The organism is Rhodopseudomonas sp. G2_2311, assembly GCF_047501505.1.
GTDB classification, from domain to species: Bacteria; Pseudomonadota; Alphaproteobacteria; order Rhizobiales; family Xanthobacteraceae; genus Rhodopseudomonas; species Rhodopseudomonas palustris_H.
In genome coordinates, this window is record NZ_JAZDRK010000014.1 from 71864 (window position 1) to 86142 (window position 14279).

Below are 14279 nucleotides of genomic sequence, written 5' to 3' on the forward strand. Positions count from 1 at the left end.
TGCTTGACGCGCGGCTCAAGAAAACGCTGCGGCACAGCAGGAACTCCGATCTTTGTCGGACTCGCTTGACTTTCGGCGCGCGCTTCCTCGTGCAACTACGCGGTCGTTTGTGACAAGGGTTACCCTGTCCGAGCGCTCACAAAAATCCGCGGCGAGCGAACCACTTATCGGCAAAGCGCGGACGACCATTTGGAAAACGCCCTCGCCCGAGCGTCAAAGGTAAAGGATTCATGAAATTCTTTTAGGCACGCGGCCAAAATGTCACGCTCGCAGCGCACATCGAATCTATGCACAGATTCAAAATCTTGCCGATCCCGAAGTGATTAGTTGCCTGTTCTGCTACCGGTCGAGGCGAAATCTTCACCCTCCCCTCGGAATCATATCCATTGCAGCGGAGGGGCCGTCGTGGTTTTCATAGTCCACCCGCGACGCCCACGGCTCTTCAGATCAGCGCGGTTTGAGAACCAAGGGCGGACATGCAAATCGGCGGCGGTGTGCATGTTGGTGGCTTTTCCAAATGACGGTCGAACTGCAACTCATAGCAATATGGGGCTGGCGAAGCCGTGTCTGAATTCAAGCAGAGGCCTTCGTTCGAAGGTTTCTGACGAACGACGGCACCGGCGATCCATCGGAATGCAGACGCAGTCTTGGTGAGAGCATCGACGCGGTTTTGTTTTGGCGACGTCTGGCCGCGCGCAAGCGCGGCGAGAGGGGGAGGTTTCATGAGCACCGAAGTCGACGTATCATTCGAACCTGCCGATCATCCGGTTGAATTTTCCGCCTTCGCGGGCCATGCGTTTTTCAATAGTCATTGCCGTGCTCACACTCCGGTTTATCCGTCGAGTCCTCCGCTGAGCTGACTTTTTTCCATCTCTCTTCGGCCCTGATCTGACGCCGGCTGCTTCAGCCGAAGCGGCGGAGCCATGTCCGAACTCAACTCGCTGGTCGCGGCGATGGCGTGAGCCGTCATGGCTCGCCGCTGCGATGGCCCGTAACTCTGGAATTGAAAAGCTGCTGAAATGTCGAACATGGAACAGGATCGCTGGTCACGCGTGAAGGGCCGTTTGCGCTCGAGCGTCGGCGAGGACGTTTATTCGAGCTGGTTCGCGCGGATGGACCTCGAAAGCGTCCAGGACGAGAGCGTGCACCTGTCGGTGCCGACCCGGTTCCTGAAGAGCTGGATTCAGACGCACTACTCCGACAAGGTGCTGTCGTGCTGGCAGGCCGAACTGCCGGAGGTCAATCGCGTCGATCTCACCGTACGTTCTCCGGTGCGCTGTGCAGCGCCCGCCAAGGAAGCGCCGGCGCCGGTGGAGAGCCGCCGCGATGAGCAGCGTCCGTCGGCTGAACGCAGCAACGGCGCGACGCCGGTCTCGGCCAATCACGATGCGCTCGGCGGCTCGCCGCTCGATCCGCGCCTGACGTTTGCGAGCTTCGTGGTCGGCCGCTCCAATACGCTGGCGCACGCCGCGGCCAAGCAGGTGGCCGAAGGCCGCCGCGGCGACCCGGTGATGTTCAATCCGCTCTACATTCACTCCGGCGTCGGTCTCGGCAAAACCCATCTGCTGCAGGCCGTGACCTGGGCCGGCAATGCCGGCACCGAACGCAAGGTGCTGTATCTCACCGCCGAGAAGTTCATGTACGGCTTCGTCGCGGCGCTGAAGACGCAGACCTCGCTCGCCTTCAAGGAAGCGCTGCGCGGCATCGACGTGCTGGTGATCGACGATCTTCAATTCCTGCAGGGCAAGACCACTCAGGCCGAGTTCTGCCACACGCTGAACGCGCTGATCGACGCCGGCCGCCAGGTGGTGGTGGCCGCCGACCGGCCGCCGGCCGATCTGGAAAGCCTCGACGAGCGCGTGCGCTCGCGGCTCGCCGGCGGTCTCGTCGTCGAAATGGCCCCGCTCGGCGAAGATCTGCGCCTCGGCATCCTGCGCTCGCGCGTGGTCGCGGCCCGCACCCATCACGTCAGCTTCGACGTGCCGCAGCCGGTGCTCGAATATCTCGCCCGCACCATCACGCATAACGGCCGCGATCTCGAAGGCGCGATCAATCGCCTGCTGGCGCATTCCAAACTGAACAATCAGCCGGTAACGCTGGAGATGGCCGAGCACGAAGTGCGCGACCTGATCCGCCCGTCCGAGCCCAAGCGCATCAAGATCGAAGACATTCAGCGCATCGTCGCGCGGCAGTACAATGTCAGCCGCTCCGATCTGTTGTCGTCGCGCCGGACCGCCAATGTGGTGCGGCCGCGTCAGGTCGCGATGTATCTGGCCAAGACGCTGACGCTGCGCTCGCTGCCGGAGATCGGCCGCCGCTTCGGCGGACGCGACCACACCACGGTGCTGCATGCCGTGCGCAAGATCGAAGGGCTGGTGTCCAAGGACACCACGCTGTCGGACGAGGTCGAATCCCTGAAGCGCCAGCTTCAGGAGTAAGGCGCTCGCGCTCGCTACAGCCGGCCTTCATTCTCGGGCCGAATCTCGGGGAAATTTGCGCCGGCGGCGGTCGCGTGCTCTTGCGTCGATCGCTCAACCACGCCACCCTGCGGACCCCCCGCGGGGTCCGGGCGACCTCAGCGGGTGCCAATGGCCTTGGCGCCGCAACGGCTGCCGGGCACCTCCATCATATCCGGCAGCTTCATCACACGATGTGGGCGCGGAGCAGGCGGGTTTTGCAATGAAGGTCACGGTCGAACGCGCGCAACTGTTGAAGTCGTTGAGCCACGTGCATCGCGTGGTCGAGCGCCGCAACACCATCCCGATCCTCGGCAACGTGCTGGTGCGCGCCGAAAACGCGCAGCTCGCGCTGAAGGCGACCGACCTCGACCTCGAGGTCACCGAGACGCTGCCGGCCGAAACCGCGACCGCGGGTTCGACGACCGTGCCGGCGCACATGTTTTACGACATCGTCCGCAAGCTGCCGGACGGCTCGCAGATCGTGCTCGAGAGCGACGGCGACCGCTCGGTGCTGGCGATCCGCGCCGGCCGCTCGCGGTTCACGCTGCAGACGCTGCCGGAGAGCGACTTCCCGGATCTCGCCGCCGGCGAGATGAGCCACGCCTTCCGGCTGCCGGCCTCCGACGTCAAGCGGCTGATCGATCGCACTCAGTTCGCGATCTCGACCGAAGAGACCCGCTATTATCTCAACGGTATCTATCTGCACACCGCCGGCAGCCCCAAGGCTTCGAGCCTGCGCGCGGTTGCGACCGACGGCCACCGGCTGGCGCAGCTCGACCTGACGCTGCCGAGCGGCGCCGACGGCATGCCCGGCGTGATCGTGCCGCGCAAGACCGTGGGCGAAGTGCAGCGGCTGATTGAAGACACCGAAGCCGAGATCGGCATCGAACTGTCGACCGGCAAAATCCGCTTCACGCTCGGCAACGTCGTGCTGACCTCCAAGCTGATCGACGGCACCTTCCCCGACTATGGACGCGTGATCCCGCAGAACAACGACAAGGAACTGCTGGTCGACAAGAAGGACTTCGAAGCCGCGGTCGACCGCGTCTCGACGATCTCTTCTGAACGCGGCCGCGCCGTGAAGCTGGCACTGTCCGCCGGGAAGCTGGTGCTGTCGGTGACCAATCCGGATTCCGGCAGCGCGACCGAAGAACTCGAAGTCGAATACGCGTCCGATCCGCTCGATATCGGCTTCAACTCGCGCTATCTGCTCGACATCGCCGCGCAGATCGAAGGCGAAGTCGCCGTGCTCAAGCTCGCCGATCCCGGCTCGCCGACCCTGATCCAGGACCGCGACTCCAAGAATGCGCTGTACGTCCTGATGCCGATGCGGGTGTAATACGAGCCGCTTCAATAGCACCATCGTCATCGCACGGTTGGAGCCGAATTCGTCATTGCCGGGCTTGACCCGGCAACTCATCTTGTTCGTGTGACCCAAGCGTTGCGGCCAGCGAGACGTCGCCGGATCTCGACGATAATTTTGTCCGCTGGCGCGGACGCTGGATTGCCGGGTCAAGCCCGGCAATGACACCCTCATCATGACCGCCGCCCGCATCACACGCCTGACGCTGACGCATTTTCGGAACTATCGCGGGGCGTCGCTGACCACGACGGCCGAGCAGGTGGTGCTGGTCGGGCCGAACGGCGCCGGCAAGACCAACTGTTTGGAGGCGATCTCGTTTCTGTCGCCGGGCCGAGGCTTGCGGCGCGCGACGCTGGAAGACGTCGCCGATCATGAGGGCGACGGCTCGTGGGCGGTGTCGGCCGAGGTCGAAGGCGCGCTCGGGCTGGCGACGCTCGGCACCGGGATCGAGCCGCCACGCGGCGACACCACCACGACGCGGCGCTGCCGGATCGACCGCGAGCCGGTCGGGTCGGCGGCCGCGTTCGGCGATCATCTGCGGATGGTGTGGCTGACGCCGTCGATGGACGGGCTGTTCATGGGCGCGGCCTCGGAACGCCGGCGATTCTTCGACCGCCTGGTGCTGGCGATCGACAGCGGCCATTCGGCCCGGGTTTCGGCGCTCGATCGCAGCCTGCGGTCGCGCAACCGGCTTCTCGAAGATATCCGCAACGCCGACTCGCACTGGCTCGACGCCATCGAGCGCGAAACCGCGGAGCTTGCGATCGCGGTGGCAGCCCAGCGCGGCCAGACCGCGCTCAAACTCGCCGCGATGCTCGACGCCCGCGGCGCAACCTCGGCATTTCCCTCCGCCAAGATCATGCTCGACGGCTGGATGGAGAACGCGCTGACATCCGAGCCGGCGACCGCGGTGGAAGACCGCTACCGCGCCATCCTGCGCGACAGCCGCGGCCGCGACGCCGCCGCCGGCCGCACGCTCGACGGCCCGCACCTTACCGATCTCGAAGTGATCTACGCGCCCAAGGCGATGCCGGCGCACGACGCCTCCACCGGCGAACAGAAGGCCCTGCTGATCGGCCTGGTGCTGGCGCACGCGCAGCTCGTTGCCGAAACCACTTCGATCACGCCGCTGCTGCTGCTCGATGAAGTGGTGGCGCACCTCGACCCCGGCCGCCGCGCAGCGCTGTTCACCGAACTCGGCAAGCTCGGCGCACAGGTTTGGATGACTGGCGCCGATCCTTTGGCGTTTGCCGAGATCGGTCCGGCAGCAGGCATTTTCGACGTCGAAAACGGGCGAATCAGGCCGCGCGGATGAGGCGCTGAGACGCGCAAAATCGGCAGCTTGGCCGCGGTTTGCAGCGGCCGCCGAATCGGCCTTCGCGAGGCTTGCGAACGCGGCTAAAATCTCTATCTCTTCAACGGGTTGAACGGCGCGACTTTGCGCTGGTGACGACCCTCCTTTCATGGCACAAAAGAGCGCTTCGCAACGAATGGCGCACGCCGATTCGATCGCAATCCTGAAGGTCCCTGCATGACTGAACCTGCCCGGCAGCCCTCTGCCGAATCCGTGCATCCCGCGCCGGCCGAATATGGCGCGGAATCGATCCGGGTGCTGAAGGGCCTCGATGCCGTTCGCAAGCGGCCGGGCATGTATATCGGCGACACCGACGACGGCTCCGGCCTGCACCACATGGTGTACGAAGTCGTCGACAACGCGATCGACGAAGCGTTGGCCGGCCATGCCAGCCGCGTCGAGGTAATCCTCAACGCCGACGGCTCGGTGACGGTGCGCGACGACGGTCGCGGCATCCCGGTCGACATTCACAAGGGCGAAGGCGTGTCGGCTGCCGAGGTCATCATGACCCAACTGCACGCCGGCGGAAAATTCGACCAGAACTCCTACAAGGTGTCGGGCGGTTTGCACGGCGTCGGCGTCTCGGTCGTCAACGCGCTGTCGAGCAAGCTGATGCTGCGGGTGTGGCGCAACGACAAGGAGCACTACATCGAATTCGCCCACGGCGACGCGGTGGCACCTTTGAAAGTCGTCGGTGACGCCAATGGCAAGCGCGGCACCGAAGTGACGTTCTATGCCTCGGCCGAAACGTTCACGCACATCGAATATAACTTTGCCACGCTGGAGCACCGGCTGCGCGAACTCGCCTTCCTCAATTCCGGCGTCTACATCGTGCTGTCCGACATGCGCCACGCGGTCGAGAAGCGCGAAGAGATGCGCTACGAGGGCGGCGTCACCGAATTCGTCAAATATCTCGATCGCAACAAGAAGCCGATCGTGCCGACCCCGGTGGTGATCGGCGCCGAACTGAACGGCATCGCGGTCGAAGCCGCGCTGTGGTGGAACGACACGTATCATGAGAACGTGCTGTGCTTCACCAACAACATCCCGCAGCGCGACGGCGGCACCCATCTGGCCGGCTTCCGCGCCGCGCTGACGCGGCAGATCACCGGCTATGCCGAGGCCGGCTCCAAGAAAGAGAAAGTCGCGCTGACCGGCGACGACTGCCGCGAAGGCCTCACCGCCGTGCTGTCGGTGAAGGTGCCCGACCCGAAGTTCTCGTCGCAGACCAAGGACAAGCTGGTGTCCTCGGAAGTGCGGCCGGTGGTCGAAAACGTCATCAACGAAGCGCTCGCGGCCTGGCTGGAAGAGCATCCGTCCGAAGCCAAGATCGTGATCGGCAAAGTGGTCGAAGCCGCCGCTGCCCGCGAAGCCGCCCGCAAGGCGCGCGAGCTGACCCGGCGCAAGGGCGCGCTCGATATCGCCTCGCTGCCCGGCAAGCTCGCCGACTGCCAGGAGCGCGATCCGGCCAAATCCGAACTGTTCATCGTCGAGGGTGACTCGGCAGGCGGCTCCGCCAAACAGGGCCGCAACCGCGAATTTCAGGCCGTGCTGCCGCTGCGCGGCAAGATCCTCAACGTCGAGCGCGCGCGCTTCGACAAGATGCTGAGCTCCGAGCAGATCGGCACGCTGATCACCGCGCTCGGTACCGGCATCGGCCGCGAAGACTTCGACCTGTCGAAGCTGCGCTACCACAAGATCATCCTGATGACCGACGCCGACGTCGACGGCGCGCACATCCGCACGCTGCTGCTGACGTTCTTCTTCCGGCAGATGCCGGCGCTGATCGAGGGCGGCTATCTCTACATCGCGCAGCCGCCGCTCTACAAAGTGACGCGCGGCAAGTCCGAGCAGTATCTCAAGGACGAACGCGCGCTCGAAGACTATCTGATCGCCACCGGCCTCGACGATTGCGTGTTCAAGCTGGCAACCGGCGAAGAGCGCGGCCGCCGCGACCTGTTGAAGCTGGTCGAGGATGCGCGCGTGATCCGCAGCACGCTGCACAATCTGCACAGCCGCTATAACCGCAGCGTGGTGGAGCAGGCGGCGATCGCCGGCGTGCTCAGCCCGCGGATCACCACCGATATCGCCACCGCCAATGACGCTGCCGCCTATATTGCGCGGCGGCTCGATGCGCTGGCCGACGAGGTCGAACGCGGCTGGGTCGGCCGCTTCATCGAAGGCGAAGGCTTCGCATTCGAGCGCACGGTGCGCGGCGTCAAGGAAGTCGCGACCATCGACGATGCGCTGCTCGGCTCGGCCGATGCGCGCAAGCTCGACGAATACGCCGCCATCCTGCAGGAAGTGTATCCGCGGCCCGGCCTGCTGCGTCGCAAGGACGCCGAAACCGCGATCCACGGCCCGGTCAGCCTGTTCGAGGCGGTGACCGACGCCGGCCGCAAGGGCGTGACGCTGCAGCGCTACAAAGGCCTCGGCGAGATGAACCCGGAACAGCTGTGGGAGACCACGCTCGACACCAACGCCCGTTCGCTGCTGCAGGTGAAGGTGCGCGAGGTGGATGAAGCCGACGACATCTTCACCAAGCTGATGGGCGACGTCGTCGAGCCGCGCCGCGAGTTCATCCAGGAAAACTCGCTGCACGCGACCGTGGACGTGTAACTTACGTCGTCGATCGGAGCTTTCCCGACGACCACATCCTCATCCGGCGTCTGCCGATGACGCGCCTTCTCGATGGGGCGCTGACGTCTCCGCGCGTCATGCCCGGCCTTGTGCCGGGCATCCACGCCTTGCTGGCGAAAGTGCCGACACGAGGAGTGGCTGGCCGGGACAAGCCGGGCCATGACGGATCCCTGGGTGAACTAAGCGGCCAACAAGAACGCTGAGAAGTCGGTCCCGTGGCGTTTCACTCTGATGAGTCAAACGCGCCGGGCATCTCGCGCTACGCCGCCTTCCCTGCCTTCAGCACACCGCGACGGATCTGATCTTCTTCGATCGACTCGAACAGCGCCTTGAAGTTGCCTTCGCCGAAGCCGTCATCGCCCTTGCGCTGGATGAATTCGAAGAAGATCGGGCCGATCGCATTGGCCGAGAAGATCTGCAGCAGCACCTTGGTCTGACCGCCATCCACAACGCCTTCGCCGTCGATCAGGATGCCGTTCCGCTGCAGCCGGGCAACATCCTCACCATGCTTTGGCAGCCGTGCATCGACGCGCTCGAAATACGTCTCGGGCGGCGACGGCATGAACGGCAGGCCGGCGGCGCGCAGGCCTTCGACGGTGCTGTAGATGTCGCGGCAGCCGCAGGCGATGTGCTGAATACCCTCGCCGCGATACAGGTTGAGATATTCTTCGATCTGGCCGGAATCGCCGGCATCCTCGTTGATCGGAATCCGGATCTTGCCGTCCGGACTGGTCAGCGCCCGCGAGAACAGGCCGGAGGCGCGGCCTTCGATGTCGAAGAAGCGGATCTGCCGGAAGTTGAACAGCCTGGCGTAGAACTCCGTCCATACGTCCATGCGGCCGCGATGGACGTTGTGGGTCAGGTGATCGATGTAATAGAGGCCGGCCCCGATGGGCCGGGCATCACGGCCGCCGACCCAGTCGAACTCGGCGTCATAAGCCGAGCCCTTGGCGCCGTAGCGATCGACGAAATACAGCAGACTTCCGCCGATGCCTTTGATGGCCGGGACGTCCAGCGTGGCTTGCGCGGCCGTGACGCCGGCCGGTTCAGCGCCGAGTGCGATCGCCCGCTCATAGGCCTGCTTGGCATCGACCACCCGGAACGCCATCGACGGTGCGCAGGGGCCGTGCGCGGTGACGAAGTCGGTGCCGTGAGTGCCGGGCTGCTCATTGAGCAGATAGTTGACGTCACCCTGGCGATAGACCGAGATCGCCTTAGTGCGATGCTTCGCAACCAGGCTGAACCCCATCAGCTTGAACAGGCTATGAAGCTGCGCCGGATCCGGATGGGCGAATTCGACAAACTCGAAGCCATCCGTGCCCATCGGATTGTCGGCGCTGATCGTGGCCGGCTGCGCATCATGCGGAAATGGTCCCATCGGCGGCTCCTCCAGATTGGTTCTTTGAGCCGGTAGTATCGTCCGCCCCGCCCGCAAGAGGCGTGCAAATGCGAGCGGATCGCGCTAGCCTGTGCACGATCCGTGCATCAAACTGGGCTTTCGTGCATGATATCTGTCGATGCGTTCGACCTGAAGATCCTCGGCGCGCTGCAGGACGATGGCCGCCTCACCAACCAGGAGCTGGCCGACCGGGTGCAGCTGTCGCCGTCGCAATGCTCGCGGCGGCGGATGCGGCTGGAGCAGGACAACATCATCACCGGCTATCGGGCCGAGCTGTCCGGCGACGCGCTCGGCTTCGGCGTGGTCGCCTTCATCCAGATCACCCTGGCGACGCATTCGCCGGGCAATGCCGAGAAATTCCGGTCGCTGGTCGGGCGGATCGACGAAGTGCAGGAAGCCTATTCGCTGACCGGCGACGCGGACTACGTGCTGAAGGCCGTGCTCCGCGACCTGAAAGGCCTCTCCGACCTCGTCAACAACGTGCTGATGCCGCACCAGAGCGTCGCGCATGTGCGCTCGTCAATTGTGCTCGATCGCCTCAAGGAAAGCGCACGGCTTCCGCTGAAACAGCTCACGGACGGCTGAGTTTTTTGGACGACAGCGATCGGATGCAGGCTCGACCGTGGTCGATCAGCTCCTCGGAATCGAGATCTGACAAACCACGCCGGTGGGAGGAAACTCCAGCTTGGCGCCGCCATTGCCAAGGCTGCGCGAGATCAGCGTCTGACCGAAGCCAGAGCTTTGCGGCGGCGTGACCGGCGGGCCGTCGTGCTCCTGCCATTCGATCGTCAGCGCCTCGTCGGTGGCGGCGACCCGGCGCACCGAGATCCGCCCCGACGGCACCGACAAGGCACCGTATTTCACCGCGTTGGTGGTGAGTTCGTGAAATACCAGACCGAGCGACACTGCGGTCTTGGCGTCGACGGCGATATCAAGCCCGTCGGTGACGATACGGCCGCTGGACAGCGAGGCGAACGGCGCCAGCTCGGCGGCCAGCACATCGCGGATCTGCAGGTTCTGCCACGAGGCATTCGACAGCAGCGTGTGGGTGGCAGCCAGCGCCTGGATCCGGCCGGTGAAGGATTTCTGGAAATCCTCGATGGTGCGCTCGTGCGCGGCGGTGCGGGCGCAGATCGCCATCACCATGGTCAGCGTGTTCTTCACCCGATGGTCAAGCTCGCCCATCAGCAGCGCCTGATGCCGCTCGGCGGCCTTGCGCTGCGACAGGTCGACCAGCGTCACGACGCAGCCTTGAGTGCGCTCGCCCGACACCACCAGCGGCGCCGCGCTGATCATCACGTCGGTGATCGCGGCCGAGGGGGTGCGCACCGCCGCCTCCAGCCCCTGCACCGGCAACCCCGCGGTCGCCATCACGACGATGTCGTCGCTGCTCATCAGTTCGGACGCTTCGGGGAAACTCAGCGCGATCGCCTCGGCAAAGGTCTTGCCGACCGGCGCCTCGGCACAGATCCGCATCGCGGCGCCGTTGAGATGGGTGACACGGCCGGCGCGGTCGCAGACGATCACCGCCTCATTGGCCGAAGCCAGGATCGCGCGCGCCAGCCGCTCGGACTCGCGGGCAGCGGCGGCCTGCTCGCGCTCGCTGATGTCGGTGAAGGTGATCGCCGCGCCGCGGACCACGCCGAACTCCAGCGGCGTGCCGGTGAGCAGCATGCTGCGTTCGGCACTGCCGACCCGCAGGTGGATTTCGGCGGATTGCCGTTCGCGCTGGGCCTGCGCCAGCAGGCGACGGAACGCCGCCTGGTTCACCTGATCGAGCAGTCCGATCAGCGCCGATGCGGTCAGCGAGCCATGGGCGCAGTCGAGCAGCGCACACAGCGCCTGATTGGCGTAGAGGAGCTGGCCGTCCTGATCAAACGCCGCGGCCCCGACGTCCATCGCTTCCATGAAGGTGCGATAGGACTGGCCGCCGCCTTCGAGCGTGAACACCTGCTCTTCATCGGCGCCGCGGACCACGACCGCATCGATTTCGCCGTCGCGGATCGCCCGCAGCGTCTCCTCGGCCTCCTCAAGCCGGGCTTCCAGTTCCGCCCTGCTCAGCGCCGAGACCGCCGACATCACGAGGACGACTCCTCCACCGCCAGATGCACCAGAACTTTCGGCGTATCGGACAGGTCGCCGATGATCTTGCGGATCGGCACCGGCAGCTCCTTAACCAGCGTCGGGATCGCCACGATGCCGTGCTCGCGAGCGAGCTGCGGCTGCTTCTTCAGGTCGATGACCTCGACCTTGTACTTGCCGGCCAGATGCTCGGCACAGATCTTCTCGAGATTGCGGATCGCCGCGAGGGATTTCGGCGTCTCGCCGGCGACGTACAGCACCAGTTTGATCGGATCAGCCATCGTCGTCCCCTATTCGGTGTCGTCGGGCGAGCCGATCAGGCCCCGGCTCCGCGCCATCTCGCTGACATCGCGCTCGCTCTGCGCCCGGAAGCTGACTTCATCTTGCGTGAGCCGCTGCAGCTCGGCCTCGTCGACCGCCAGATCGGCCTTCAGCGCCTCGATCTGCGCGAGCGCACGCCGGCGGCGCTGCTCGATCTGATCCTGCACCCGCGCCACCTCGACGCGGCGCTCGCGTTCGGCGCGGCGCGCCTTGGCTTCTTCGGCCCGGCGTGCCGACCCGGTCAGAGCCCCGCCTTCGCCGAGATAGGGGGGCAACAGATGGATGCCGTCGTTCGACATCACGAACTCGCGCACCTGGTTGGAGTGCGCGATGCCGCGCGCCTTGAGCAGATAGAGCTCGCGATTGAATTCGCCGTGCGCTTCGCGATTGAGCAGCAGGATCCAGGCGTCCATCAGTGACGACAGCCCGGCGTCGGTTTCGGTCTGAGCGCCGTGCGCAAGATGCGTGAAGGCGCCGGTGATCCCGTTGGATTTCAAATAGTCGACGATCCGCAGCAGCATCGACTGCACTTCGCCGATCTGCCCGCTCTCCGTGAACGCCGAGATCGGATCGAGCACCACGAGGTCCGGCTTGAAACGCGCGACTTCGCGCAGCATCACCGCCAGGTGCATTTCCAGGCTGTAAAAGGTCGGCCGCGCCCCGATGTAGCGAAGCTGGCCGCTGCTCAGCCAGCGGCCGAGATCGGTGCCGACCGACTTCATGTTGCGGACGGTCTGCGCCTCGGATTCCTCGAACGACAGATACAGCGCCTTCTCGCCGCGCCGGCAGGCGGCGTCGACCATCATGCAGGCCAGCGAACTCTTGCCCGAACCGGCGACGCCGGTGATCAGCACGCTGGTGCCACGATAGAACCCGCCGCCGGACAGCATCGCGTCGAGGTCGGGAACGCCGCTCGAGATCCGCTCCTCGTGCACCTTATGTGACAGCCCGAGCGACGACACCGGCAGAACGCTGAAGCCCTCTTCGTCGATCAGGAACGGATATTCGTTAGTGCCGTGCGCAGTGCCGCGGTATTTAACGATGCGCAGCCGGCGGGTCGAAATCTGATTGTCGACGCGATGATCGAGCAGGATGACGCAGTCGGAGACGTACTCCTCCAGCCCCTGCCGGGTCAGAGTGCCGTCGCCGCGCTCGCCGGTGATGACCGCGGTGAGCCCCTTCTGCTTCAGCCAATCGAACAGCCGCCGGATTTCGGCACGCAGCACGGCGGGGTTCTGAAACGCCGAGAACAGGCTCTCGATGGTGTCGAGCACGATCCGCTTGGCGCCGATCTGGTCGACCGCAAACTCCAGCCGCAAGAACAGCGCTTCGAGATCGTAGTCACCGACTTCGGCGACCTCGGTCGGATCGATCGCGATGTGCTCGATCAGCACCCGCTCCTGCTCGATCAGTCCCTGCAGGTCGAAGCCTAGCGAGGCGACGTTATCGACGATGTCGACCGGACGCTCTTCGAAGGTGACGAACACGCCGGGCTCGTCATAGAAGCGCGCGCCGTTGATCAGGAAGGTGGAGGCGAACAGCGTCTTGCCGCAGCCGGCCGAGCCGCACACCAGACTGGGGCGCCCGGAGGGCAAGCCGCCAAGGGTGAGATCGTCGAACCCTTCGATCCCCGTCAGAGATTTGGATATGCCGTCCGCCATCGTACCCCAGGCCGTTTTGCGATTTGTAGGAGAACAGGAACTCGCTGCCTAGTGGAAGCCCTGCGAAAATCCTGGTGTCCGACGCGGGAACGAAACGGGGCTTTCTGCGTTGCGGCGGCTGATCCTACCTGACTGTCAAACCAACTTGACGGTCCCGCGCCTGGCGCGCCGCGTTGGTGTCTCGAAACAGATCACGATCAGGATCGATCAGTCCGGCGCCGATATCTCCCCTCACAGCCGAGCTCACGATAGGCTTCGGAGCCCGGCTTGAGCTGGAAGCGGGCTGAGGCACCTCGGCTGTCGCCCGAAGTGCCTCAGATTGGATAGCCGCTCGTCGATGTCCAAATTTACGCGGCTCTATTAGCAACAGCCGCCTCAACGACCCAGCGATTAGGATACCGGCATCGGCGGCACCGGCAGTGCCGTCACCGACTTGATCTTCTCCATTGCGAAGCGCGAGGTGACGTTCTTCAGCGCCACCGTGCCGATCAGCTTCTTGTAGAACTGATCGTAGGCGCGCATGTCGGCGACGACGACGCGCAGCATGTAGTCGACATCGCCGGCCATCCGGTAGAACTCGATCACCTCGGGCATCGCGCTGACGGCGTCGGCGAAGGTCTTCAGCCAGGCGTCGGAATGGTCGCCGCTCTCGATCGAGACGAACACCGACAGGCCTAGGCCGATCTTGTCCTGGTCGACCAGGGCGACCCGCTTGATGATCACCCCATCGGCCTCGAGCCGCTGGATCCGCTTCCAGCACGGGGTCGACGACAGCCCGACCCGATCGCCGATCTCGGCCACGGACAGCGAGGCGTCCTGCTGCAGCACGGTCAGAATTTTGCGGTCAATCGCATCGAGCCGACGGCTGGATTCGGCGACGACGCTGTCGATGTCGGTCATGACGAGAGAACTTTCTTCCAAATTCGATGGTGTGACGCATCTTATATGGAAAGAAATTTCTCGCAAGCACTAGGTTCCGGCCCAGGAAGCCAGCTGCGAC

At 64.7% G+C, this 14279-nt stretch carries 10 protein-coding genes; 5 read left to right on the top strand and 5 right to left on the bottom strand.

Going from position 1 to position 14279, the window contains the following annotated elements:
* The first annotated feature begins 1019 nt into the window (after positions 1-1019).
* The 4 genes from dnaA (at position 1020) to gyrB (ending at position 7795) form a co-directional block, all read left to right on the top strand.
* Positions 1020-2438, top strand: a complete 1419-nt coding sequence (gene dnaA, locus VRZ08_RS17665; protein WP_107342279.1) for a chromosomal replication initiator protein DnaA — start codon at positions 1020-1022, stop codon at positions 2436-2438.
* A 241-nt stretch (positions 2439-2679) separates the two neighbouring features.
* Positions 2680-3798 carry a DNA polymerase III subunit beta gene (gene dnaN / locus VRZ08_RS17670; protein ID WP_107342280.1) on the top strand — a complete coding sequence of 373 codons (1119 nt, stop codon included), beginning with the start codon at positions 2680-2682 and terminating at the stop codon, positions 3796-3798.
* 199 nt (positions 3799-3997) lie between these two features.
* Entirely contained in the window at positions 3998-5137 is a 1140-nt protein-coding gene (gene recF, locus VRZ08_RS17675) for a DNA replication/repair protein RecF (protein WP_414533349.1), read from the top strand.
* 216 nt (positions 5138-5353) lie between these two features.
* Positions 5354-7795 (top strand): DNA topoisomerase (ATP-hydrolyzing) subunit B, encoded by a 2442-nt coding sequence (gene gyrB, locus VRZ08_RS17680; RefSeq protein ID WP_414533350.1) that lies wholly within the window; start codon positions 5354-5356, stop codon positions 7793-7795.
* Positions 7796-8075: 280 nt separating this feature from the next.
* On the opposite strand, the gene hppD is transcribed toward gyrB, so the two are convergent.
* Positions 8076-9194, bottom strand: coding sequence for a 4-hydroxyphenylpyruvate dioxygenase (hppD, locus tag VRZ08_RS17685; RefSeq protein WP_414533351.1), 1119 nt, complete (start codon positions 9192-9194; stop codon positions 8076-8078).
* Positions 9195-9320: 126 nt separating this feature from the next.
* On the opposite strand from hppD, the gene VRZ08_RS17690 reads away from it, so the two are divergent.
* Positions 9321-9800 (top strand): Lrp/AsnC family transcriptional regulator, encoded by a 480-nt coding sequence (locus tag VRZ08_RS17690; protein ID WP_414533352.1) that lies wholly within the window; start codon positions 9321-9323, stop codon positions 9798-9800.
* Between the two features lie 45 nt (positions 9801-9845).
* On the opposite strand, the gene VRZ08_RS17695 is transcribed toward VRZ08_RS17690, so the two are convergent.
* From VRZ08_RS17695 to VRZ08_RS17710, 4 genes are all read right to left on the bottom strand, one after another.
* Positions 9846-11294 (bottom strand): HWE histidine kinase domain-containing protein, encoded by a 1449-nt coding sequence (locus VRZ08_RS17695; protein WP_414533353.1) that lies wholly within the window; start codon positions 11292-11294, stop codon positions 9846-9848.
* Positions 11294-11578 carry a circadian clock KaiB family protein gene (locus VRZ08_RS17700; RefSeq protein WP_107353663.1) on the bottom strand — a complete coding sequence of 95 codons (285 nt, stop codon included), beginning with the start codon at positions 11576-11578 and terminating at the stop codon, positions 11294-11296. The genes VRZ08_RS17695 and VRZ08_RS17700 overlap by 1 nt, the downstream gene beginning before the upstream one ends.
* Before the next feature lie 9 nt (positions 11579-11587).
* A complete protein-coding gene (gene kaiC, locus VRZ08_RS17705; protein WP_264074970.1) occupies positions 11588-13279 on the bottom strand; it encodes a circadian clock protein KaiC in 1692 nt (563 codons plus the stop codon).
* 390 nt (positions 13280-13669) lie between these two features.
* The gene (locus VRZ08_RS17710; protein ID WP_107353666.1) at positions 13670-14179 is read right to left on the bottom strand and encodes an Lrp/AsnC family transcriptional regulator; all 510 of its coding nucleotides are present in this window, start codon (positions 14177-14179) and stop codon (positions 13670-13672) included.
* Between the last annotated feature and the right edge of the window lie 100 nt (positions 14180-14279).

What these genes read in the sequence shown, in the direction of transcription:
- dnaA (WP_107342279.1), top strand. Translation starts at nt 1,020, where the DNA reads ATGTCGAACATGGAACAGGATCGCTGGTCACGCGTGAAGGGCCGTTTG.
- VRZ08_RS17710 (WP_107353666.1), bottom strand. Translation starts at nt 14,179, where the DNA reads ATGACCGACATCGACAGCGTCGTCGCCGAATCCAGCCGTCGGCTCGAT.
- VRZ08_RS17695 (WP_414533353.1), bottom strand. Translation starts at nt 11,294, where the DNA reads ATGTCGGCGGTCTCGGCGCTGAGCAGGGCGGAACTGGAAGCCCGGCTT.
- hppD (WP_414533351.1), bottom strand. Translation starts at nt 9,194, where the DNA reads ATGGGACCATTTCCGCATGATGCGCAGCCGGCCACGATCAGCGCCGAC.
- gyrB (WP_414533350.1), top strand. Translation starts at nt 5,354, where the DNA reads ATGACTGAACCTGCCCGGCAGCCCTCTGCCGAATCCGTGCATCCCGCG.
- kaiC (WP_264074970.1), bottom strand. Translation starts at nt 13,279, where the DNA reads ATGGCGGACGGCATATCCAAATCTCTGACGGGGATCGAAGGGTTCGAC.
- VRZ08_RS17700 (WP_107353663.1), bottom strand. Translation starts at nt 11,578, where the DNA reads ATGGCTGATCCGATCAAACTGGTGCTGTACGTCGCCGGCGAGACGCCG.
- VRZ08_RS17690 (WP_414533352.1), top strand. Translation starts at nt 9,321, where the DNA reads ATGATATCTGTCGATGCGTTCGACCTGAAGATCCTCGGCGCGCTGCAG.
- dnaN (WP_107342280.1), top strand. Translation starts at nt 2,680, where the DNA reads ATGAAGGTCACGGTCGAACGCGCGCAACTGTTGAAGTCGTTGAGCCAC.
- recF (WP_414533349.1), top strand. Translation starts at nt 3,998, where the DNA reads ATGACCGCCGCCCGCATCACACGCCTGACGCTGACGCATTTTCGGAAC.